Origin of the sequence: Kutzneria sp. CA-103260 (assembly GCF_018263855.1) — a bacterium.
Lineage (GTDB): Bacteria > Actinomycetota > Actinomycetes > Mycobacteriales > Pseudonocardiaceae > Kutzneria.
In genome coordinates, this window is record NZ_CP073318.1 from 7,504,927 (window position 1) to 7,526,821 (window position 21,895).

The following is a 21,895-nucleotide window of genomic DNA, read 5'->3' on the forward strand; positions in this document are numbered from 1 at the left end:
CGATCACCAGACTGGTGCAGCGGGACGACGGATCCAAGCCCCCCAATCAGCTGTGATAGAGATCACGGTGGTTGCACCGTAAATGCCGGACAGGTCCACCTTTTCCACCTGCGCGAACACACGGATACTCGTCGACCAATAACGTTTTCAACAACTCTTCACACCTGCGCATTGCGACGACCCGGAGGGTCGAGACGGGCCGCCGGACGCCCGCGCGTCGGCGCAACGGGCCCAACCGGGTGATCGCTCGTGCTTATCACCTTGGGTGCGCGGCGCCGTCTACCTGACGGGTCACAGCCGCGCAACCCTCCGCCTGCATTTTGCCACTATCATGAATCCGTCGCGCCGCCCAGAACGGCGAGGTCCTCGAGCCGCTCGGCGACGAACTCGGCAATCAGGCGCAGCGTCGAGAAGTGATGGCGGATGTCGTGTTCGACAAAATCGACCTCGATGCCAAATGTGCTTTCGATACGGCACACGCATTCGAGGGCGGCGAGACTGTCGTAACGGTCGCCGAGCGCGTCGGACAGGAGGTCGTCGGCGCCGACGGGGTCGACCAATGCGCCGAACTGCAGGCGCAGCGCCACACGGACGCGGTCGGCGACGGTGACGGCGGCAGCGGAGGCAACGGGGGCGGACATCTGCTCTTCCTTTCTGTCGACGTTCCTGAAGGCTGCCTCAACTGTAACCAGCGGGATGCCACAAGCGTCATGACAGCTACGACTGAGAGTGAGAACCGCCGATTATCGATTCGCCCGCTCACAGCCACCCCATTTCCTTGGCGAGCATCCCCGCCTGGAATCTGCTGCCCGCCCCGAGCCGCGTCATCAGGTCGGCGACGTGCCGTCGGTAGGTGCGCAGCGAGATGCCCAGCTCGCGCGCCCCCACCTCGTCCTTGTCCGCGGTGGCCAGCAGCGTCAGCACCTGCTTCTCGACGGCGCTGATCGGGGTGGCCGCCGACTCGCGCCCCTCCGTCGGCACGAAGTCCCGCGCCGCCGACCAGAGCTGGTCGAACAGCACGACGATGTTCGCGACCAGCGGTGGCTGCCGGATCACGACGGCCCCTCGCGTGTTCGTCTCCGGGTCCGGGTCCGCCGGAATGATCGCGACCTGGCGGTCGTAGACCAGCATGCGGTGGTCGAGCGGCCCGTCGATGAGCCGAACGCGGGCCCCGAGCCGGCTGATCTCCGTCAGATAGGCCGCGGTCAGGCCGTCCTCGACGGCCGAGCTGACCACGACGGTCCGCATCGCCACCCCACGGCGCAGGCAGCGCATGTCCAGCGGCCGGGCGGACTCCAGCATCGACGCGGTCAGCGGCCCGTCGAGCTGCAGCGAGCAGATCTCATGGCGGGCGAAGAACGCCAGGTCGTCGATGCGTTCCCGGATCGCGGCCAGGTCGACGATGGTCTCGTTCTCCTGCGGCGGATCGGCCACCGCGGCTTCCCGGCGCGCGTTCTGCAGCACCGGGATCGCCAGCCGGGCCGCGGCGACACGGTAGGAGGCGTCGCTGAGCTCCGCGAGCCGCCGTTCGATCAGCCGCTCGATGCCGACCGCCGGATCCGTGGGGTGGATCCGCTGGTCGTCGGCGGTGTGCACGAGCCGAAGGCCGTGCAGTGTGGTCAGCGCGTGGTCCAGCGCCTCGCGCTCGACGCGCAGCGCCGCGACGACGGACTCGGGATACGCGCCCTGCCGGCCGAGCAGAAATCGGTAGACGGTCATCGCCTCCGGGGTGAGTCCCAGACTTGACAGGTCCCCATCGGATTCACTCAACGGCTCCACAGGAGACAAGGTAGCAGAAAACTCTTTGTTATGTGATGCACATCACATGTATTACCAAACATTAGTTGGACGCGGTCGACGCACGCTGTCGTGCACAGAGCCGGTGATCATTTACCGAGATTGCTTGCAAGGTCGTGAACATTGACTCCGACCGAGTGATGGTGTTCCTCGCCGCTGTCCTGCCATGGTTTCCTTGGGTTGCCACGTTTGACGGCGCCCACCGAAGCGGCATTCGTGAGCCGCACGCAGTTCATTGGCAGAGTGTGAGCGATGACGGCGAACCACACCATTCAACCGGCCGTCATCAAAATCAGTGATAAGGAGTTGATCATGTCTACCCTTGTCGAGTCCATCCAGACCACCCACCAGACGGTCATCGTGCGGCCGACGAGCCTGGCCGACACGCTGGCCGAGATCAAGGCGAAGCGGGAGGCCGACCTGATTCGCTTCCGGACCTGCTGCGCCGACCCGCGCGCCAGCAAGTAGTTCCCTGAACGGGGTGGTGGCTCGCCGATGTCGCCGGGCCACCACCCCGCTTCTGTCGTGTCATTCGCCCTGCGCCGAGGAAAGGGACGACCGTGGAGCATGTCGCGCTGAATCCGAGGCAACGTCACGACAACGGCGACGGTACGGTCGAATACCTGTGGGAACTCGGCGACAACCGCACAATCCAGAGCGCGTGCTTCGACGACCCGACGCCGGGCCTGCGCCTGTCCACGCAGACCGGCTGCTCGCCCGGATGCGGGTTCTGCGCCGCCGCGCTGCGCTACTCCGTGCGCGACCTGACGGCCGCCGAGATCATCGCGCAGGCGCGGTCGGTGGACGAGGACCTGCGCTCCCGCGGCATCGCGAAGCCGTGGCAGCAGGTCCACCTGTCCGGCATGGGCGAGGCGCTGCTGAACTACGACAACGTGCTGGAGGCGGCGCGCTGGCTGCGCCGCTGGACCAGCAACGGCACCGTCTCGGTGACCACATCCGGCATCGTGCCGGGCATCTACCGGCTCGCCGAGGAGCCGACGGACATCCAGCTGCGCATCCTGCTGCACGCCACCGAGGACGACGCGCGGCGCAAGCTGATCCGGGTCGGCCGCGAGTGGAACATCGCCGACGTGCTGGAGGCGGCCCGCTTCTTCGCCCACCGCCAGGGCCGTCGCGCCGTCATCGACTACGTGTTGGTGCACGGCGTCAACGACACCGACGACGATGCGCGCCGGCTGGTCGACCTGCTCGACCCGGAGCTGCTCGAGGTCTGCTTTCTGTGCCTGGCCTGAGCGCGCCGCTCAGGTGAGGTGACCGTCCTGCATCTGTCCGGCCACGAAGTCGTCGATCCAGGACAGCAGCAGGGCGACCGCGGGGGTGAACCGGTCGGCCCGCCAGGCGAGCCCGAACTCGGCGGCGCCGATGCGCCGCACCGAGATCATGCCGTCGAGATCGGCGGGCAGCCCGACCACGGCCATGTCGCTGCTGCCCTCGCGCAGCGCCTGCACGCAGTCCACCGTGGACATCGGGCGCTCCAGCAGCAGGACGTCGGAGTGCGCGGCGCGGAACCGCAACAACAGCCGGCGCGCGACGTCGACGCCGGCCTCAGTGGCGCGGGCGACGGTGAACACGGTCGAGCCCCGGGCCTGCGGCAGGTCCGCGGCGAGCGACTCGACGGCGTCCGCGTGCGCGATCAGGTTCTCGGCGGCGTCGAGGAACGCGGACCCGCGTTCCGTCAGCCGCGCCACGTTGTTCGCGGTGTACAGCAGTTGAAACCCGATCTGCTCCTCGAGCTCGTTGATCGCGCGTGCGAGCTCGAACCGGGAAATGTCCATCGCGACGGCAGCCTTGCCGAAGCTTTGTGCCCGCGCGACGGTGACGAAGTGCCTCAGCTGCCACAATTCCATGTCACCGCACTCCGGGATCTCCGAATTACCACAATAGTCGTCACTGTGTTCGCGATTTGTTTGTCCATACATTGGACCGCGCCTCCGGGTGCCGTGTACAGAACCACTTTCTAATGAGGGTGATAAGGAACAGTTATGACGCCCTGTCCGCGGCCGCCAGGTCCACCACGGACAGCGGCGTCCGGACGGGCGGCAGCTCGGCCAGCCGCGCCTTGCGGGCCGCCTGCACCAGGTCCTCCGGCGACAGCGCGTGCACCTGTAGCCGCGCGTGCTCGAGCAGCGCCTTTGCGGTGGCCAGCACGTCGTCGTCGGTCACCGGCCGCGGCGCCAGGTCCAGCCCGGTCGCGGTGACCTTCTGCAGCGCGCGGAACAGGTCGCCGAGGTGCACCTCGCGGAGGGTCAGCGACAGGTGCGCGGACAGCCCGCTCTCGCCCGTGGCGCGGTGCGCGTAGCCGCGAGGGATGTACATGACCTCGCCGGCCCGCAGGGTGGTCTCCATGACCTGCTCCGGCGGCTCGCCGGTGACGCGGCCCTGCAGCCAGTTCCCGTCGGCGGGACCGGCGTGCACGTGCCAGTGCTTGCTGCCGTTGACCTGGATGACCAGCACGTCGGCGTCGTCCCGGTGCAGCGGCACACCCTGCTGCCCGGCCGGCGTCACGAAGTAGAACGCCTCGACCGGACGGCCCAGCTCGGTGGACAAGGTGGCCAGCAGCTCACGGGTGGGCGTGTGCCACTGGTCGAGCCGGCGCAGCAGCAGCGTCGCGCCCTTGTCAAGCAGCGCGCGGATCTTCCGCTCGTCGGCGAAGCCGGGGTAGCTCTGGTGGTAGACCGACCGCGCGGACAGGTAGTCCGACTCTTCGATCACGGCGTCCGCGCGGGTCAGCTCGACGTAGGGCGAGCGCAGCAGGCCGGTGGCCAGAGCCTCGTCCAGGTCCGCGAGCGTGAACGGGCTGTACGCGCCGCCACCGGGCCGGAACACCGCCGGCTTCGCGCGCCAGCACGTCGCCATGAACTCGTCGGGGTCGCCGACCCACCGGGCCAGTGTCGGAGCACGCATGTGCGTCTGCCTCCTCTCGGGCGGGTGCCGGACAGACACCGCGGCCAGTACCGATGAAGGCAACGCTAACTCCCGTCATGACATCGAGTCAAGTCTAATGACGACTTGTCAAAATTGGGGCTTGCGCGAGTCACGGAGTCGTGTGTAGCGTTTGCCGTGTCGGAACGGGAACCACTTCCCGGAGACGACGGAGATAAGCAGGTCAACTTTTGTCAGAACCGACCGTTATGGCTCGCCAACGGGGCATCCGGTCGAGATTCGACACAGAACGAGGGAGATACGTCATGGAGAACGTCGACATCATGAACCTGTCCGACGAGCAGCTCGACGACCTGCTGGGCGGCGCCTTCTCGGTCGACCCGGCCTGCGTCATCTGACCAAGCCGCCAAACCGCTGACGATCGCGTCAGCCGTCACACAACGCCCCGCCGCCGCGGGGCACCCGATCACACATCCGATACAGCGCAAGGGAGATACGTCATGGAGAACGTCGACATCATGAACCTGTCCGACGAGCAGCTCGACGACCTGCTGGGCGGCGCCTTCTCGGTCGACCCGGCCTGCGTCATCTGACCAAGCCGCCAAACCGCTGACGATCGCGTCAGCCGTCACACAACGCCCCGCCGCCGCGGGGCACCCGATCACACATCCGATACAGCGCAAGGGAGATACGTCATGGAGAACGTCGACATCATGAACCTGTCCGACGAGCAGCTCGACGACCTGCTGGGCGGCGCCTTCTCGGTCGACCCGGCCTGCGTCATCTGACCAAGCCGCCAAACCGCTGACGGCCGCGTCAGCCGTCACACAACGCCTCGGCCGCCGCGGGCTCCCGACCCCGCGGCGGCCGAGGCGTTCCCGAAAGAGGTGTGCGAAATGAGCGTCGACTCACGTTTTCGAGCAGAGGCGTTGGAGCAACACCAGAGGTCGGACGGATTGGGTCCGATACTGGGCCACAGCGTGGAGCGTAGGCCAATGACAAGCCTGTGGGAGCAGGTCACATCCTTCCGCGAGCGCCGTCGGCACCGGGTGTCCGTGTGTTTCCAGACCCAGGTCAGCGACTGCGGCCCGGCGTGTCTGGTCATGACCCTGGGACTGCACGGTATCGACGTCGACCTCGCGACCGTGCGCGCCAGGGCGGACTCCGGCCGCAACGGGTCGTCGGCGCGCAGCCTGCTCGAGATCGCCCGGGAGCACGGCCTGCGCGGCCGGGGCGTGCGCGCCGAGCTCGACGCGCTGCCCAAGCTCAGCCCCGGCGCGATCCTTTTCTGGAACTTCAACCACTTCGTGGTCCTGGAGGCCGCGACCCGGGACCATGTGGACATCGTCGACCCGGCCTTCGGGCGCCGCCGGCTGTCCCGGGCCGCCGTCGCCGAGGCGTTCACCGGCGTCGCGCTGGAGTTCGACCCGCCGATCGACCGACCCCGCGCCAGGAGCCGACGCGCCGGCAAGGCCGGGCCGTGGCGGCGCCTCGCCCAGTTCCTGCCCGGGCGCAGGGAACTGGCCGGACTCGCCGGCGCGTCGGCCGCGCTGATGGCCTTCGAACTCGCGCTGCCGCTGACCACCAGCTTCCTGGTCGAGCAGGTGGCGCCGGAGCGGGCCATGGGCAAGCTGGGGCTGCTCGCGAGCGTGCTGGCCGGCCTGTGCGTGCTGTTCCTCGTCCTGCAGGTGACCCGGTCGTTCCTCGTCACCAAACGCCAGGCGCTGATCGAGAAACGGCTGACGCAGGGCGTGGTCGACCACCTGACATCCCTACCCTACGACTACTTCACCGTCCGCAACTCCGGCGATCTGGCCATGCGGGCCCGGACCAGCAGCAGCCTGACCCAGGTGCTCAGCCTCACCGCGGTGTCCGCCGCCTGCGACAGCGTGCTGATCGTGGTCTACCTGGTGGTCATCGTGCTGACGAATCCGCTGCTCGCCGGCCTCGTCGTGCTGCTCATCGGCATCCAGCTGGGCGTTCTCGTGCTGACCTGGCGGCGCCAGGCGACGCTGAACCAGGAGGTGCTCGAGCGCCAGGCCAAGACCCAGGAAGAACTGGTGGAGATGCTGGAGAGCATCACCAGCCTGAAGTCGAGCGGCATGGAGGCGTACTCCGCGCAGCGGTGGTCGCACACGCTGGTCGCTGAGGTCAACAAGCGCCTGGGCACCCGGCGCAGCCTCGCCGTCGCGACCGGCGTGAGCCGGGCGGTGCAGTTCGGCGCACCGCTGCTGGTAGTGCTCGTCGGCGTCTTGCGGGTGCTGTCCGGCGACGGATCCCTCGGCACGGCACTGGCTTTCATGACGCTGACGATCGCGCTGTTCGTGCCGCTAGAGGGAGTGTTCGACGCGGCGTCCCAACTGGCGACCGTCCGGCCGACGTTGGCCCGCCTCGACGACGTGCTGAACGCCGAACCGGAACCGCGAGGGACGATGGCCGGCGTCGGCGTTGACCAGCCGGGTCGGATCACCGCGACCGGCGTGGCGTTCCGCTACTCCGGTGCGCCGAAGCCCGCGCTGCACGACGTGAACCTGACCGTCGAACCCGGGCAGTTCGTCGCCGTGATCGGCCGTTCGGGTTCGGGCAAGTCCACGCTGGGCATGCTGCTGGCCGGGTTGTACGTGTCCACCGCGGGAACCATCACCGTCGACGGCATCGACCTGACCGAGCTGGACCGGCCGACGTTCCGCCGGCAGATCGGCTACATCAACCAGAACGCCCACCTGTTCGGCGGCTCGATCCGGGAGAACATCCTGTTCGGGGCCGAGGACCTCGACCGGCGGGAGCTGATCGACGCGATCCACGGCGCCAACGTGCACGACGAGATCCAGGCCATGCCCATGGGCTACAACACGCTGGTCGGCCCGAGCGGGCACGGTCTGTCTGGCGGCCAGCGGCAGCGCATCGTCCTGGCGCGGGCGCTGGCCAAGAAGCCCAAGCTGCTGATCCTCGACGAGGCGACCAGCGCCCTGGATCCCGCGCTGGAGCAACGGATCCTGCATGACCTGTTGGAGTCCGGCATAACGGTGGTGGCCATCGCGCACCGGCTGACCGTGCTGGACCGGGCCGACCAGGTGATCGTCATGCGGGACGGCCGGATCGTGGCGTCCGGGTCGCCGGCCGCGCTGCGCGAGGGCAACGAGGAGTTCCTGTGCCTGACATGACCGCGCCGCTGACCTTCGAACAGGACCGGTACGTCGCGAAGATCCACGGCGGCGGCTGGGTGCACAAGAACGTCTGGCATTCGTTCGAGATCCTCGGGGATCTGGACCGGGAGGCACTGCTGGCCGGGCTGGACGCGTTCGTGCGCCGGCACGATGCCATGCGGGTGGAGCTGCTACCGGATCTCGACGCGCCAGTCGAGCAGCGGGACGTGCCAGTGGCGGACGACGAGCAGGTGGCCGGCTGCCAGCACGTCACCGCCGCTTCCACCGAGCAGTTCTCCCGCTACGCCTCCGTTGTGCTGTCCCGTGACTGCCTCGAGCCCTGGTCCGGCGGGCAGCGCCCGTTCCGGTTCCGTCTGCTGCGCTATGACGACCGGCACCACGCCCTGCTCGCGACGTTCCAGCAGGTGGTGTTCGACGGCAGGGCCCACGAGGTGTTCGCCCGAGAGTTGTGGCGGGACTACGCGGCGATCCTGCGCGGCGATTCGCCGCCCACGACGGCTTCGTCCTTCCTCGCGGCGGCCCGCCAGCAGCGGGCGACCGTGGCTTCGGCGCGTACTTTGGCGGACTGGAGGGACAGGCTGGAGTTCGCCGCGGCGAACCGATGGCGGCCGCCCGCGGGTACGACGCCCACGGACAACGGCGTGCTGACCGTCGAATTCCCCGCCGAGGCGGTCGCGGCCCTGCGCGCCCAGTGCGCGGAGCGGCGCTGTTCCCTGCAGCAGTGGGTCATCGGGGCGTTCGCCCGCGCGACTGCCGCGGCCGCGGGACGGCGGCGGCTGACCCTGTGGACCACGATGGACACTCGGCCGTCCCGCGACCGGGATATGGTTGGCATGTTCGCCGGCTCCTCGCCACTGGCGCTCGACGACCTGCACCACGACCTGCCCCACGTCGTGACGCGGGTGCGCGGGCAGCTGCTCACAGCGCTGCGCCACCAGGGCATGACGGCGGCGGACATCGCCTCCGTCGCACCGGACGTCCCCGCGGCCGGGGCGGGCGAGGAGATCCACGTCCACCTGCGCAGCTTCAGCGGGGATCACCGGGACACCGGCGACTCGGGTCCGCTGCGGATCACCGCTGCCGCGTATCCGTTGCGGCGCATCGTGATCGGGCAGACTTCGGCGCTGCACCTCGACTGCTACGACTACCCCGACCACCTCCGGCTGCGGCTGCGCTACCGGGGTGACGTCGTCGGCCGGCCGCTAGCTCAGTCCATTTTGGACGCCGTCGCGGCGGACATGCCCGACCGGCAACTCACACGGATCTCCTGAGGAGGAAAGATGTCCGAAAACTCACTGCACCACGTGCTCGCGGCCGCGGCCGCCGTGTTCGGCCGACCGGTCGCTGCGGAGGACTCGTTCTTCGGCGTCGGCGGCGACTCCGTGACCGCCGTCGAACTCGCGGTCGAACTGGAGCAGAGGCTGGGGGGCGACATCGATGGCGAGCTGGTCGTGGACAGCGCGAGCTTCGGCGCGCTCGCCGCCGCGCTCACGACCCGGGTCGCGAGCAGGTGACCGCGATGCGTCCCTACGTGTGGGATCCCTGGCGGACCGCCGACCGCCACCCCGACCGGCTCGCCGTGATCGCCGGCGACGAGTCGTGCACCTTCGGCGAGATCACCGCCCGGGCCGACGCGCTGGCGGCCGGACTAGCCGCGCGGGGCGTGGCGGACGGCGCGGTGGTGTCCACCGACATCCCTTCGGGGCCACGGTTCTTCGCGCTGGCGCTGGCGGCACTGCGCCACGGTCACGGCCTGCTGCCGGTGGATCGCGAGTTGTTCGACGGGCCGGCCGGCGCCGCGATCCTGACGGACACCGCGGCGGCGATCCACGTCACCGACCGCCCGCTGGCCGGGCTGTCGGCGCGCCAGGTGCTGGACGACGACCTGGCCGCCGCCGGCCGAGGCGCTCGCGAAACGCCGGACCGCCCGGCCGGCTGGCTTATGTTCGTCAGCTCGGGCACAACCGGGCAGCCGCAGGCGGTGCCGCGCCCACGCCCGTGGCGGCCGTACCGCGGCGTCGCCGTGGCCGAGCGCTACGCCGCCGGCGTGGACAAGGGCCCGTGCCTGATGACCAATCCCGCCTACCACCTGGGCACGCTCGGCCCCGCCCTGTACGCGTTGCAGGCCGGCTCCGCCGTCGTCGTGCAGCGGACGTGGTCGGCCGAGGGCTTCGTCGAACTGGTCGACCGGCACCGCGCGGACAGTGCGCTGCTCAGCCCGGACGGCCTGCTCGACGTCGTCGAGTCCGGTGCGGCGCCACTGCGTTCACTCACGGTCGTGTTCCACAGCGGGTCGGCGTGCCCACCCGACGTCAAGCGGGCCGGCATCGCGCTGCTCGGTCCCGTGTTGCACGAGTTCTACGGCACGTCACGCAGCACGATCACCGAGATCACCTCGCCGGAATGGCTGCGCCACCCCGGTTCCGTCGGCCGGCCGCTGCCCGGCATCCGCATCGACATCATGCGGGACGGCGAAGTGCTGCCGGCCGGCGAGGTCGGCGAGATCCAGGTGCGGCTGCGCGAAGCCGACCATGCCGACGGCGAAAGCAGCCACGTCGACACCGGGGACATCGGTTTCCTGGACGCGGACGGCTACCTGTCGGTCATCGGCCGGGCCGACGCGGAGGGCCGCTGGAACCAGGCGCTGCTCGAGCACGAGGTCCGCCTGCTCGCCGGCGTGAGCGACGTGGCCGCGCTCGCCGACAAGGGCGTGTGCTTCGTGGAGGTCGACCGGGACGGACGCGCCGACCCGACCGCGGACGTCCTGGCCGCCGCCGAACGGCTGCGCGTGCCAGTGCACCGGGTGCGGGTCGCGCCCCGGGGCTCGCTGCCGCGCACCCGCAGCGGCAAGCTCGCGCGGGCACAGCTCGCCGCCGAGGAGGTCGAACGTCCGGTCAGGGCGTAACTTTACAGATTGTCAAGGCCGCTGTCGTAATACTGGCTCCCCTGCGCCGACGCCACGGCCCACTGTCCAGCACATCCATGACAGTATATGGTTAAGTAGCCATGACTAGTTGTCATGACAGACGAGCGACTCAAGGAGGCGGCGGTGGAGGACGAACCGGTCGGTGCACGGATCCGTCGACTGCGCCTCGCCGCCGGCCTATCCCAGGAGGCGCTCGCCGCGCCGGACCTGTCCGCCAGCTACGTCTCCCTGCTCGAGGCAGGCAAGCGGGTGCCCTCCGATGACGTGATCCGCCAGCTGAGCCGCAAGCTCGACTGCACACCCGAGCACCTGCTCGGCGTGCCGGCGTCGAGCGACACGATCCGGCTGGAGCTCGAGCTCCGGTACGCCGAGATGGCGCTGCGCAACGGCGACTGGGACGCGGCCCTGACGGCCTACGAGGAGTTGCAGGGCAAGACGTCGATCGGGGAACACCGGACGATCTGGTATGCGGCAGAGCTCGGCGCGGCGCAGTGCCTCGAACTCGGCGGCAGGCTGGAGGACGCCGTCGCGCGCCTGGAATCGTTGCGCAGCGCGGCGGACGGGGGGGCGTGGGACGCCGTCGAGTGGCTGACCGTCGTGACCGCGCTGTCCCGCTGCTACCGAGAGCTCGGCGACTTGTCGACGGCGATAGAGATCGCCGAGGCGACGCTGGCCCGGGTCGAGTCGGAGCAGCTGCCGCCCACGGTCGCGTTCCTGGAGCTGATGTCGACACTGGTCGGCGTCTACTGCGAGCGTGGCGACCTCAACCGGGCCGAGTACCTGGCCACCAAGGCCATCGACCAGGCGGCGATCATCACCGACCGGAAGGCGCTCGGCGCGGCCTACTGGAACGCCAGCGTCGTGCTGCACAGCCAGGGCCGGTCCATGGAGGCCCTGCGGCTGATCGGCAGGGCGGTGGCGATCTACGCCGAGGGCGACGACGAGCGAGCCCTGGCCCGCGTGCGCAACGCCTACGCCGCCGTGCTGCTGCAGTCCGAGGCGCCGCGCCCGGAGGAGGCCCGCGACCTGCTGTGCCAGAACTCGGAGGTGCTGGCCCGGGTCGGCAGCAGCGTGGACGTGGCCTACAACGAGACCTCCCTGGCCCGGGCCGAACTGATGCTGGGCAACAGCGAGGCCACCGTGGAGCACATCGGGAGGGCACTGGAGCTGCTTGGCCCGGAGCACCGACTGGAGAGCGCGCGGGCGTGGCTGCTGCTGGCCGCCGCCCGGCTGCGGCAGAGTGACCGGGACGCCGCCAAGACCGCCTACGAGCGCGGCGCGCTCATGCTCGAGGCGTCCGAGGCCGGCCGGCAAGCCGCGTTCGCGTGGTCGGAGTTGGCCGAGATCCTGGAGGAGTCCGGCGAGAACGAGCGGGCGATCTGGGCGTACCGGCAGAGCATGCGCTGCCTCGGCCACCGCAGCGGGCTGCTCGGCGGCGCGGTGCGGTCGCACAGCGACAGCGGCCTGCCCGGACAGGGCGTCCGGAGCTGAGCCGCTGTCGCGTCGCACGGCACTAGCAGCAGAGCGGGACACCGCCGGTGGAGTGCGAGATCGGTGCGGCGGGCCACTGCGCGCCCGCCGCGCGCTCGACACCGGTCGCGATCAACAGCAGACATGCGAACAGCAGCACCAGGCCCAGCGTGGCGGACTCGCGGACTTGTTGGACGAGCATTGAACACCTCGATGACGTGTGAATGGATCCGAACTCACGCAGGGGTGTAAAGCAGGGAAACCACCAAAGATCATCCAATATCATGGGGGCGAGAGTGCGGTGGTCATCCGCCGGTCCTTTCCGCGATGGCGGCCGAATGGGTGATCAGGTGCTGACCACCTGGTCGGCCCGGCTGAGCCTGCCCCCGTGCGCCAGGTACACCAGCGGGGACTCGATGGGACGGAATTCGACGTAGACGAACCCGTCACGGTCGGCGGTCGCGAGCGCGGCCACCAGTTCGTCGGCCAACTCGTCGCGGAACCGGTCGTCCCGGTTCGCCCCGATGCAGCAGACGACCCGCGCGTGCGCGGGCGCCGGCGGCCGCGGGGTGATCGCGTCGATCGGCATACCGCCGCTGAACAGCGAGTTGCGCGACTCGTCGGTGAAGCTCACCACGACGTGGGAGGCGGTCACGCCCCGGTTGACCAGCCAGCGGGTGAGGCGAACGGCAATGGCCCGCTTCCGGTTGGCCGGCAGGGCGGCGGTGACGATCTCGACAGTGGGCACGGTGAACACCTCCACGACGCCGACGAGCCCGCGCTCGTTCGGCAGGATGGGGCGGAGAAACGCTCGAGTACCCGCCCCGAACAAACTGTATACGGCGCGCGGGCCACCCGGTCATGACAACTCGCTCTGAGGTGAAAACGCCCGTTTATCGATACCCGAGCTTCCCCAGGCAGATAAATGACGCTTGTGAGCTGATGGGCGATCGTTATTACCGGATTGCGCGCCGCCGTCGTTAGCATAGACGCATCGCAGGCCGCTTCGGCCACTCGGAAAGGAATGAGAGCGCATGCTTGTCACGAACGGCGGGCAACTCGACCTCATCCGCGGTGCCCAGGCGGAGATCCGCGCCGCGCGGTCGGACGCGGACTTCTACGCCGCCAAGATCTCCCGCGTCTGGGCGCGGGCCGCCCGGACCCGGGCGTACGCCGGCATCGGTCCCTTCGACCCGCATGCCTTCCAGGCGCTGGCCCCGACCCCGCGGGCCCGCCTGAAGGCCGATCCGTGGGCCTTCGTGGCCACGGACTGGTCCGGGACGGCCAAGTACTACGAGACGACGGGCACCACCGGCCAGGTGACGCCGACGCCGAGGACGTTCGAGGACATCGTGTGGAACGCCGTGTCCGTCGCGGAGGCGTGGCGGTCGGTCCTGCACGAGGACGACCGCGTGGCGATCCTGCTGCCGTCGGACATCGTGCCGGTCGCCGACCTCGTGGTGTCCACGAGCGAGTACCTCGGGCTGCCGCACGTGCGCATGTATCCCTTCACCACCGGCATCTCCGACCTCGACCGGGTGATCGGCCTGTGGCCCAACCTGCGGCCGACCGTGCTGTTCCTCGCGCCGGGTGTCGCCGGGCAGCTGACCCGCTTTCTCAAGCAGCGCGGGCAACTGGACGGCATGCGGGAGTCGGTGCGCCGCATCCTGCTGCTGGGCGAGGTGAGCACACCCGCGCTGCGTTCCCGACTCGGCGACTGGTGGGGCGCCGACGTGTACGACGCGAGCTACGGCAGCACCGAGACCGGCACGCTCGCGGCCACGTGCCCGCAGGACCGCATGCACCTGCTCACCACCGCCAACTACTTCGAGCTCGCGGCGCCCGACGGCACGGTCACCCCGCTGAGCGAGGGCGCGAGGGGCCGCTTGGTCGTCACGCCGCTGAACCTGTACGCGCGGCCGCTGCTGCGGCTGGACACCGGCGACGAGGTCGTGGTGACCGAGCGCTGCGTATGCGGCAACGCCGCCCCGGTCATCGAGGTGGGCGGGCGCAGTTCGGACGTGCTGCGGGTGCGGGGCGTGCCGCTGACCGTGCGGGCCGTCGAGGAGATCGTCTACGGCGTGACGGCGTCGACCGGCTACCTGCTGGAGGCCGACACGACCGGCGACCATGCGCGGCTGCTGCTGGAACGCGACGTGGACGGCGACCGTGGACGGGAAGGCGCAGAGATCGCCGCGGTCCAGGACGCCTTCGACGCCGGCCTCGGCATTCGGTGGGACTCGGTGTCGTTCGTGAACCTGCTGCCCCGCACCACCAAGGCCGGCGGCTCGCAGAAGAGCTGGAAGCGCTCGAACATCCGGATCGTGGAGCGCGTGTCATGACCGCGGCGGCGCCCCTCCGCGAATCCGCGCCCGGCGGCGTCGGATCGGGCGAGGCTGACCTGTGGTGCACGTATGCGGCCGTGCGCACGCTGCGGTGGCTGGACCGGCTGGACGTCGTCGCCGACCGTGATGGCACGGCGCGCTATCTAGCCGGTAGGCGCAACGCCGACGGCGGCTACGCGTGGACGCGCGGCATGCCGTCCGACGCGTGGGCCACCTTCTACTGCACGCAGGCCCTCACCGATCTGGGCGAGCACCCCGCGGCGCTCGACCGGACCGCGGAATGGCTGCGCGGCACGTGGTCCGGCGAGGCCTACGCGATGCAGCCCGGCCAGCGGCCGGATGTCTGGGCCACGCACTTCAGCACCAGGACGGCGATCGACGTGTGCGGGATCGAGCCCGCGGATCCGGCCCGGCTGCTGGACTGGCTCGCCGGGCTGCAGACCGACGGCGGCGGCCTGTCCTGGTCGCCCGAGCACGGCATCGCCGACGTTCGCGCCTGCCACTACGGCGTGACGGTGTGGTCGCGGTTGAACGCCCTCCGGCCGACGCCCCAGCCGTGGCGCACCGACGCGCTGGTCGACTGGCTGCGCGGCCAGTGCGGCGAGGACGGCGGATTCCGTTTCTCTCCGGACGCCCAGACGCCCTGCCTCTGGGCCACCTATCGCGCTTGCTCGGCGTTGGAACTGCTCGGCTGGCGAGCGGAGCGGGCCACGGCGGACTGGATCGCGAACATGAGGGGTCCACACGGATCGTTCGTGCGATGGGCCGACCACACCGTCGAGGACGTGTGGGCCGCCTTCTGCGCGATCGGTTCACTGCGCAGCATCGGCGCGCCCGTCGACGAATTCGCCCCGGCCGTCGCGGCCCGGATCGCCGCGCTCGCCTGCCCCGACGGAGGCTATACCTACCGTGAGCCGGACCGGGCCGCCGATGTGCTCAGCACGGCAGCCGCCGTCCTGCGCTCGCCGGACGATGCCGGCGTCGCGTGGCTGTCGTCGTGCCAACTGCCCAACGAGGGCGGGCTGATGTACATGCCGGCCCGCGGCGCCGAGGTCCGCTGCACGCTGTGGGGCCTCGCGGCGGGGGCGCTGGCCGACAACCCGGACGGGCGCGCCACGGTCGCCCGCTGGCTGCGCCGGCTGCAGAACCCGGACGGCGGGTTCGGCCTGTGGGAGGGCCGCGGCTCGGAGATGGTGTCCACGATCGCCGCGGTGGACACCGTGGGGCTGCTCGGGCTGCCGCTGTCCTCGACGATCGACACCGGGCGGCTCGCAGCGTTCCTGGACAGTTGCCGTCACGGCAACGGGTTCCGCCCGGTGCCGGCCGCCGAGCCGACGCTTCGCTCCGGGCTGCAGGGCCTGCGCGCGCTGGCGGCGCTCGGCCGCCCCGACCCCACGGCGGTCGCCGATCTCCTTGCCGCGCACCGGGTTTCCGGTGGCGGCTTCGCGAGCACCGGCAACCGCGTCCCGGATCTGCTGTCCACCTACGAGGCGGTGCTGGCGGCCGACCGGCATGGCCTGCCCGTGGACGAGTCGCACATCCGGCGGTTCCTCGGCCGCGTGAGCACACCGGGAACCGCCGCGTGGAGTCCGCTCGCGCCCGGCGACGGCGGGCCGCTCGCGCACTGCCTCAGCGTGCTGCTGAACCGGCGGTTCGCCGCGGAAGCGGCCGGCCTGCCACCGCTCGTCCTGTCTTGAGAACCACCACACCAGCACGAAAGGGGATCGGCTATGCGCGCCACGGCACCGGCCATCAACGGCTGGCAGTGAGAGGCGGACCGGCCGGTCGTTCACCGGCCGGTCCCCTTCGCCTCGTTCAGCGGGCGACGTGCGGCCCGATGACGTCCTTGCCCAGGTAGGGCTGCAGGACCTCGGGCACCCGCACGGTGCCGTCGGCCTGCTGGCCGTGCTCGATGATCGAGGCCCACACCCGCGGCGTCGCCATCGCGGACGCGTTCAGGTAGGCCGGGATCCTGGTCTGCCCGTCCGGCGTCTTGTAGCGGATGTTGCTGCGGCGGGCCTGGAAGTCGGTGAAGCTGCCGACCGACGACACCTCGAGCCACTTGTCCACGCCCGGCGCGTACACCTCGAGGTCGAAGATCCGGGCCGACGAGAACGTGAGGTCGCCGGTGCACAGGTCGACGACCCGGTAGGGCAGGCCCAGCTTCTGCAGGCTCAGCTCCGCGTCGGCGAGCAGCTCCTCGAACTCGGCCTCCACGTTCTCCAACTCGCAGATGCGCACCAGCTCCACCTTGTGGAACTCGTGCAGCCGCTGCATGCCCCGGGTGTCCTTGCCCGCGCTACCCGCCTCCCGCCGGAAGCAGACGGTGTAGGTCATGTACTTCTTCGGCAGCGTGTCCAGGTCGAGCATCTCGCCGCGGTGCATGCCGGTCAGCGGCACCTCGCCGGTGGGCACCGCCCACAGGTCGTCCAGCCGCATCTCGTACGCGTCGTCCTTGAACTTCGGCAGGTGACCCGTGCCAACCAGGGTCTCGCTGCGGACGAAGTGCGGGACCGTCATCTCCTCGTACTTGTCCTGGTGCAGGTCAAGGCCGAACTGCACCAGAGCGCGCAGCAGGCGGGCGCCGTCGCCACGCAGCAGTGAGAAGCCGGAGCCGCTCAGCTTCGCGGCCCGCTCCACGTCGAAGATGCCGAGGTCGGCCGCCACGTCCCAGTGCGGGCGGGCGCCGGGCACCGGCGTCGCCGTCGGCCCGCCGTAGCGCAACACGACGTTGGCTGACTCGTCCGCGCCGATGGGCGCCTTCGGGTCGGGGAGATTGGGCAGCACCAGCAGCAGGTCGCGCTCCTCGGTCTCCGCGACGCGGTGGTCCTCCTCGAGCGTGGTGATCTCCTGCTTGAGCGCGGACAACTGGGCTCGCGCCTGCTCGGCGTTCTCCGGCTGGGACGAGATGATGCGACCGAGTTCCTTGGACCCGCGGTTCATGTCCGCACGCAGGTCGTCGAGGCGCTTGCGCAGCTCGCGCCGACGCACCGCGGCGTCGCGGGCGGCGTAGACTGTCTCCTGGTCCAGGCCCTTGGAGCCCAGCCGCGCGGCGACGTCGTCGGTCTCATTGAGCAGAACACTCAGATCTAGCACATCTCATCCCATCTCGTCGGCCCGCTCGCGGCGTGCGTCCCCTGACAGCGACCCGCGACCGAACGACCCGTACCGGCCGGGAAACACGTGAGGCAATTTACACCGCCCGGTCGGACGGACTGACGGCGCGGCACCGCAGCGGACGCGTCGCGCCGCGGGTTCGCACCGGTCCTGCGCCGGGCCGCCACGGCGGCCGACCGCGAGAAAAGTCCCACACCCCGACAATGTCACCAAACCGGGTGAACAACACCTTTCCCGCCCGTCAGATAAATTACCAACAAACAACAAGACCGCAATACTCTTTCTTATCGACGATGACAAATACGCACAGCCTGTACCGTGCCACAACTCGAGCCAGGTCCGCTGAACTGCCGTTTTGTCCGGGCCAGGGTACTGCGATGATCTCCGATCGTGCTGTTTCGACTGACCTACTTGATCACGGTCAGGTTGTTCGGCTGCTGGGCCTGCTTGCTCGATCCACTGCGGCCAAGGATGTCGAAATCCTGGTGCTCCGCCACGAGGTCGAGGTCCTACGCCGTAGGATTGACCGCCCCAGTCCCTCGTGGCGCCGGTCACGGCGACCCAGGAGTTCGGCCTGTGCCGAACGGCACCGCTGGGTTGCCCGGCGGTGCCGTTCGGCTGACGTCAACGGGTGGCTGTTGCGGCCCGCTCGATGAGGTTGACGACGATGCCCGGGTTGGTCACCTGTGCCGCGTGGGGAGTGTCGGCCTCAACGACGTGCGAGTGGGCGCGAGTGGCCATGAAGCGCTCGGCCGCCGGAGGGATCAGGTGGTCATCGTCGGAGACGAGATACCAGGAAGGGATCTTCTCCCAGGCTGGCACGCCGGAGGTGGTCTCGCCCAGTGCAGTCGAGGCGACGGGGCTCTGCGTGGCGGCGAATTCCGCTGCGGTGGACACGGAGACGCGGTCACTGAAGAACAGGTCCCGGTACTGGGCCGCCTTGGCGTAGAAATCGACCTCGGGATGGCCGTCGGGCGTGAGGAACGAGACGGGGACTGGGCTGAGGGCGGTGGGATAGGGCGCCGTGGGATCGTTGCTGATGTGGCTGCCCGGGAATCGCGCGGTGAGGGTCGAGACGCTTTCGCCGTCGTCCGGCGCGAAGGCCGAAATGTAGACCAGGGCCTTGACGTTGGAGTTGTCCGTGGCGGCACTGGTGATGACGGATCCGCCATAGGATTGTCCGACCAGGACGATCGGACCCTGGACGGTCTTGAGGTAGGAAGCCAGGTCGGCGGAATCGCCCGAGAGGCTGCGCAGGGACGTCGGCGGGGCGACGACCGGGTAGCCAGCGGCCTGAAGCGGCTTCACCACGCCGTCCCAGCTGGCCTGGTTCGACCAGGCTCCGTTGACGAGGACGATCGTCGGTTTCGGCTGGTACGAGAGTGCGACCGGCCCGGTCGGGGCCGGCGCGGCCGCCGCCAGCGTGGTCACGCTGGCGGCGAGGGCGACCCCGGTCAGGCCGAGGACTGCGAAGCGGAAAACACGGCGGCTACGCACGGTTTCTCCTTGTCAGATGGGGTATTCACTGCAGACCGCAGACAGGTGTTCCTGCGGGGGTTCGTGGCGGCGGCCGCCCGAGTCGGCGTTGTGCCAGGACGGGCGAGGCGGACCGCCGGCGGTCACGCGCGCGCGGGGACGTGCTCCTCGGCCCAGTTCAGCGCGTAGTCGGCGACTTCCTGCCAGCCGTCCTGGCCGATGATGAAGTGCGAGCGCCCGGGGAACTCCTTGTAGTCGGTGACGGCGGCGGACTTGCGGCAGAGACGCCAGTTGGCCTTGTTGACCTTGGGCGGAACGATGTGGTCGACCTGCCCCGCGATGAACAGCAGCGGGGCCCGGCGGTTGCGGAAATCGACCCGGGTCGCGGCGCGCGGGGTGAAGTTGGCGAACGCGCCCTGGAAGAGGACGCGGGCCGAACCGGGCACGGCGTACCGCTCGTAGCGGGCGGCGGACTCGCTCTCGGTGAGAGTGTTGGTGACGGCGTAGTGGAACTGCTCCGGCGTCAGCGAGACCGCCTTGTTCTTGTTGGCCGGGTTTCCCAGGACCGGCCAAGTCGACTTGAGCGTCGACAGCGGCAGCGGGAGCACGCCCTTGACGGCGGCCGAGTCGATGGCAACGCCGACGCTGCCCAGGCCGCGGTCGAGCAGGATCTGCACGACGGCGCCGCCGAACGAATGGCCCATGATGATCGGCGGTCGATTCAGCGCGGCGATGATGCCCTGGTAGCGGTCGACCACCTCGCGAAGGCCGACGCCCGCGATACCCGCGGGGTCACGCCGAAGCTCCTCCACCTCACGGTCGAGCCCCGGCCAGGCGGGAGTGAGAACCCGGTACCCCCGAGCCTCGTAATGGTGTTTCCACCCCTCCCAACTACGCGGATTCACCCAAAGGCCGTGAACGAGCACGATCGTGTCGACCTCGTCGGCAGAGAAGTCATTCATGCGGACCTTCCATCTGAAAGGGCGAATTCGGTTAGATGCCCGGTGAGCAGTCGAAGCCAGGTGTGGCGAGGTGGCGGGCGTCAGGCGACGAGTTCGGCGGGCACCGACAGGCCGAGGTGTTCGAGGAGCGCGGCCAGCTTGGCGTCGAGTTCCTCTCCCACCTGGGCGATGCGCGGATCATGGAAGCTGCCGAACCGGGTGCTGGGCTGGTCGATCGCGAACCAGGTGTGCTCGTCGCGGTCCACGTAGATCGCGGTGCGCAACGGCGCGTAGAGCATCACCGCGGGGTCGTGCCGGAACATGCGCTGGGCGAAGACGTGATTGCCCATCAAGTACTCCGTGCACGGCCGCGATTCGGCGGCCAGTGCCATCAGCGAGCCGACATCGGTGCCCCAGTACCTGATGAAGCTGTATGGGGCGTTCTCGTCAGTCGCCTGCCGGACGAGGTCCCAACTGGCCTGGTCCCGCTTGAGCTGCTCGATGCGGGCGGCGTCGAGCGCCGGCACCGCCCGTTCGTAGCTGTCCCGGAACTCGGAAAAGGTTGCCGTGACGGGGATGGCCAAGCGGCGCACCACGTGTGCGACGGTCTGGACGGGGCGGGAATCGCTGGCGGACATGGCGTTTCCTCCTTTGCTGGTCATTGCTGTGGCCGGGTCGGCGACACCGGGGAGACAGGCAAGGACGGCGGGGTCAGTCGCGGAGGAACTCCAGCACCTGCCGCACGAACAGGTCGTGGTGCTGGAAGATCCCGCCGTGGCCCGCGTTCGGGTAGATGCTCAACGTGGCGTTGGGCAGCAGCTGCGCGAGGCGGAACGAACTGATCGTCGGCACCAGAATGTCGTTGTCGCCGTTGACGACCAGGACGGGCTTGCCCACATCGGCCAGACCGGCGGGTGAGCCGCTCTGCTCCCATTTCGCGGCCGCGGCCAGTTGGGCGCCGATCGTCTCGTTCGTCACGGGCGTGTCTCGGTCCTCGGCACGCTCGTCCAGGCGGGCGAGAAAGGCATCCGCGGCAGCCTGGCTGGACGCCGTCGGCGAGAAGAAGAGGAAGTGCTTGGGGTGCTTGCCTTCCGCGTCGGCCTTCCCGAAAGCACTTTGCAGGCCGGTGCCCCAGGCGGCAGGGCCTTCATCACCGGCGGGCGCGGTGCCGGCCAGGACGATCCGCCGGACCACGTCGGGTCGCTGCTGGGCGACCACCTGCGCCACCATGCCACCGAGGGAGAAGCCGAGCAGGTCGGCCGTGTCCAGCCCGAGAGCCGTCAGGAAGGCCACCGTGTCGGCGGCCATCGCCTCGACGCTGTCGGGAGTGGTGCCGCCGGAGCCGCCGACGCCGCGGAGATCCACCACGATGACCCGTCGTTCCGCCGCGCAGCCGTCCACCACGGCGGGGTCCCAGTCGTCGAGCACCGCGGTGATGTGGTTCAGCAACACCAGTGGGACGCCGGCGGTCGGACCCAACTCGCGGTACGCGAACGGCGTTCCGTCGACGTCCACGGTCTCGGTCCGTGCTTGGGCAAAACTCACTGCCATGTCTTTCCTCTCGTGTCTGCCGGGGAAGTCGCCTCCCGGCGCTGGTCGACAGCTTCGCCGGGATCGGCGGGCGGCCGCTTCCGTCGGAAGACCATCGCCGGGCGGCACGACACTGCGCACGAGGCAGTCATTCGTCTGTGCCATCGGGTCGCGTCAGCCACGGCGAGGCGACGAAAACCGACGCTGCCAGGGCATTCCATG

General features: G+C 69.6%; 20 protein-coding genes. 9 read left to right on the forward strand and 11 right to left on the reverse strand.

Going from position 1 to position 21,895, the window contains the following annotated elements; all coding sequences use genetic code 11:
* Positions 1-329 precede the first annotated feature (329 nt).
* Positions 330-641 carry an acyl carrier protein gene (locus tag JJ691_RS32865; protein ID WP_211763470.1) on the reverse strand — a complete coding sequence of 104 codons (312 nt, stop codon included), beginning with the start codon at positions 639-641 and terminating at the stop codon, positions 330-332.
* Between the two features lie 118 nt (positions 642-759).
* Positions 760-1,719 (reverse strand): LuxR C-terminal-related transcriptional regulator, encoded by a 960-nt coding sequence (locus tag JJ691_RS32870; protein WP_211763471.1) that lies wholly within the window; start codon positions 1,717-1,719, stop codon positions 760-762.
* Positions 1,720-2,109: 390 nt separating this feature from the next.
* On the opposite strand from JJ691_RS32870, the gene JJ691_RS32875 reads away from it, so the two are divergent.
* Together JJ691_RS32875 and JJ691_RS32880 are read left to right on the forward strand one after the other, a co-directional pair.
* Positions 2,110-2,265, forward strand: coding sequence for a hypothetical protein (locus tag JJ691_RS32875; RefSeq protein ID WP_211763472.1), 156 nt, complete (start codon positions 2,110-2,112; stop codon positions 2,263-2,265).
* Between the two features lie 92 nt (positions 2,266-2,357).
* Complete coding sequence (locus tag JJ691_RS32880) at positions 2,358-3,050, forward strand: radical SAM protein (RefSeq protein WP_211763473.1); 693 nt, start codon at positions 2,358-2,360, stop codon at positions 3,048-3,050.
* Between the two features lie 9 nt (positions 3,051-3,059).
* Here JJ691_RS32880 and JJ691_RS32885 read toward each other — a convergent pair whose 3' ends face one another.
* Both JJ691_RS32885 and JJ691_RS32890 read right to left on the reverse strand, forming a co-directional pair.
* On the reverse strand, positions 3,060-3,665 hold the full coding sequence (locus tag JJ691_RS32885) for a LysR family transcriptional regulator (protein WP_211763474.1): 606 nt from the start codon (positions 3,663-3,665) through the stop codon (positions 3,060-3,062).
* A gap of 133 nt (positions 3,666-3,798) precedes the next feature.
* Positions 3,799-4,722 carry a JmjC domain-containing protein gene (locus JJ691_RS32890; protein ID WP_211763475.1) on the reverse strand — a complete coding sequence of 308 codons (924 nt, stop codon included), beginning with the start codon at positions 4,720-4,722 and terminating at the stop codon, positions 3,799-3,801.
* A gap of 974 nt (positions 4,723-5,696) precedes the next feature.
* On the opposite strand from JJ691_RS32890, the gene JJ691_RS32895 reads away from it, so the two are divergent.
* From JJ691_RS32895 to JJ691_RS32915, 5 genes are all read left to right on the forward strand, one after another.
* Positions 5,697-7,865, forward strand: a complete 2,169-nt coding sequence (locus JJ691_RS32895; RefSeq protein ID WP_211763476.1) for a peptidase domain-containing ABC transporter — start codon at positions 5,697-5,699, stop codon at positions 7,863-7,865.
* Positions 7,862-9,139: a condensation domain-containing protein gene (locus JJ691_RS32900; protein WP_249228301.1), complete on the forward strand. Its 1,278-nt coding sequence runs from the start codon at positions 7,862-7,864 to the stop codon at positions 9,137-9,139. The genes JJ691_RS32895 and JJ691_RS32900 overlap by 4 nt, the downstream gene beginning before the upstream one ends.
* A 9-nt stretch (positions 9,140-9,148) precedes the next feature.
* Positions 9,149-9,382, forward strand: a complete 234-nt coding sequence (locus JJ691_RS32905; RefSeq protein WP_211763478.1) for an acyl carrier protein — start codon at positions 9,149-9,151, stop codon at positions 9,380-9,382.
* Positions 9,383-9,387: 5 nt separating this feature from the next.
* Positions 9,388-10,773: a class I adenylate-forming enzyme family protein gene (locus JJ691_RS32910; protein WP_211763479.1), complete on the forward strand. Its 1,386-nt coding sequence runs from the start codon at positions 9,388-9,390 to the stop codon at positions 10,771-10,773.
* A gap of 114 nt (positions 10,774-10,887) precedes the next feature.
* Complete coding sequence (locus tag JJ691_RS32915) at positions 10,888-12,285, forward strand: helix-turn-helix domain-containing protein (protein WP_211763480.1); 1,398 nt, start codon at positions 10,888-10,890, stop codon at positions 12,283-12,285.
* Between the two features lie 22 nt (positions 12,286-12,307).
* Here JJ691_RS32915 and JJ691_RS32920 read toward each other — a convergent pair whose 3' ends face one another.
* Entirely contained in the window at positions 12,308-12,466 is a 159-nt protein-coding gene (locus tag JJ691_RS32920; RefSeq protein ID WP_211763481.1) for a hypothetical protein, read from the reverse strand.
* A gap of 144 nt (positions 12,467-12,610) precedes the next feature.
* Positions 12,611-13,012 carry a hypothetical protein gene (locus JJ691_RS32925; protein WP_211763482.1) on the reverse strand — a complete coding sequence of 134 codons (402 nt, stop codon included), beginning with the start codon at positions 13,010-13,012 and terminating at the stop codon, positions 12,611-12,613.
* 286 nt (positions 13,013-13,298) lie between these two features.
* On the opposite strand from JJ691_RS32925, the gene JJ691_RS32930 reads away from it, so the two are divergent.
* Positions 13,299-14,606, forward strand: a complete 1,308-nt coding sequence (locus JJ691_RS32930) for a phenylacetate--CoA ligase family protein (RefSeq protein ID WP_211763483.1) — start codon at positions 13,299-13,301, stop codon at positions 14,604-14,606.
* On the forward strand, positions 14,603-16,306 hold the full coding sequence (locus JJ691_RS32935) for a prenyltransferase/squalene oxidase repeat-containing protein (protein ID WP_211763484.1): 1,704 nt from the start codon (positions 14,603-14,605) through the stop codon (positions 16,304-16,306). Before JJ691_RS32930 ends, JJ691_RS32935 begins: the two co-directional genes overlap by 4 nt.
* A 118-nt stretch (positions 16,307-16,424) precedes the next feature.
* Here the strand turns inward: JJ691_RS32935 and serS are convergent, their stop codons facing one another.
* The 5 genes from serS to JJ691_RS32960 form a co-directional block, all read right to left on the reverse strand.
* On the reverse strand, positions 16,425-17,705 hold the full coding sequence (gene serS, locus JJ691_RS32940) for a serine--tRNA ligase (protein ID WP_211763485.1): 1,281 nt from the start codon (positions 17,703-17,705) through the stop codon (positions 16,425-16,427).
* Between the two features lie 645 nt (positions 17,706-18,350).
* Entirely contained in the window at positions 18,351-19,157 is an 807-nt protein-coding gene (locus JJ691_RS32945; RefSeq protein WP_211763486.1) for an alpha/beta fold hydrolase, read from the reverse strand.
* Positions 19,158-19,345: 188 nt separating this feature from the next.
* Positions 19,346-20,164, reverse strand: coding sequence for an alpha/beta hydrolase (locus JJ691_RS32950; protein WP_211763487.1), 819 nt, complete (start codon positions 20,162-20,164; stop codon positions 19,346-19,348).
* 80 nt (positions 20,165-20,244) lie between these two features.
* On the reverse strand, positions 20,245-20,781 hold the full coding sequence (locus JJ691_RS32955) for a DUF302 domain-containing protein (RefSeq protein ID WP_211763488.1): 537 nt from the start codon (positions 20,779-20,781) through the stop codon (positions 20,245-20,247).
* Between the two features lie 73 nt (positions 20,782-20,854).
* Entirely contained in the window at positions 20,855-21,694 is an 840-nt protein-coding gene (locus JJ691_RS32960; RefSeq protein ID WP_211763489.1) for an alpha/beta fold hydrolase, read from the reverse strand.
* Between the last annotated feature and the right edge of the window lie 201 nt (positions 21,695-21,895).

Coding starts and splice junctions, on each gene's coding strand:
- JJ691_RS32865 (WP_211763470.1), bottom strand. CDS start 641: ATGTCCGCCCCCGTTGCCTCCGCTGCCGCCGTCACCGTCGCCGACCGC.
- JJ691_RS32870 (WP_211763471.1), bottom strand. CDS start 1,719: ATGACCGTCTACCGATTTCTGCTCGGCCGGCAGGGCGCGTATCCCGAG.
- JJ691_RS32875 (WP_211763472.1), top strand. CDS start 2,110: ATGTCTACCCTTGTCGAGTCCATCCAGACCACCCACCAGACGGTCATC.
- JJ691_RS32885 (WP_211763474.1), bottom strand. CDS start 3,665: ATGGAATTGTGGCAGCTGAGGCACTTCGTCACCGTCGCGCGGGCACAA.
- JJ691_RS32890 (WP_211763475.1), bottom strand. CDS start 4,722: ATGCGTGCTCCGACACTGGCCCGGTGGGTCGGCGACCCCGACGAGTTC.
- JJ691_RS32895 (WP_211763476.1), top strand. CDS start 5,697: ATGACAAGCCTGTGGGAGCAGGTCACATCCTTCCGCGAGCGCCGTCGG.
- JJ691_RS32900 (WP_249228301.1), top strand. CDS start 7,862: ATGACCGCGCCGCTGACCTTCGAACAGGACCGGTACGTCGCGAAGATC.
- JJ691_RS32905 (WP_211763478.1), top strand. CDS start 9,149: ATGTCCGAAAACTCACTGCACCACGTGCTCGCGGCCGCGGCCGCCGTG.
- JJ691_RS32910 (WP_211763479.1), top strand. CDS start 9,388: ATGCGTCCCTACGTGTGGGATCCCTGGCGGACCGCCGACCGCCACCCC.
- JJ691_RS32915 (WP_211763480.1), top strand. CDS start 10,888: ATGACAGACGAGCGACTCAAGGAGGCGGCGGTGGAGGACGAACCGGTC.
- JJ691_RS32920 (WP_211763481.1), bottom strand. CDS start 12,466: ATGCTCGTCCAACAAGTCCGCGAGTCCGCCACGCTGGGCCTGGTGCTG.
- JJ691_RS32930 (WP_211763483.1), top strand. CDS start 13,299: ATGCTTGTCACGAACGGCGGGCAACTCGACCTCATCCGCGGTGCCCAG.
- JJ691_RS32935 (WP_211763484.1), top strand. CDS start 14,603: ATGACCGCGGCGGCGCCCCTCCGCGAATCCGCGCCCGGCGGCGTCGGA.
- JJ691_RS32950 (WP_211763487.1), bottom strand. CDS start 20,164: ATGAATGACTTCTCTGCCGACGAGGTCGACACGATCGTGCTCGTTCAC.
- JJ691_RS32955 (WP_211763488.1), bottom strand. CDS start 20,781: ATGTCCGCCAGCGATTCCCGCCCCGTCCAGACCGTCGCACACGTGGTG.
- JJ691_RS32960 (WP_211763489.1), bottom strand. CDS start 21,694: ATGGCAGTGAGTTTTGCCCAAGCACGGACCGAGACCGTGGACGTCGAC.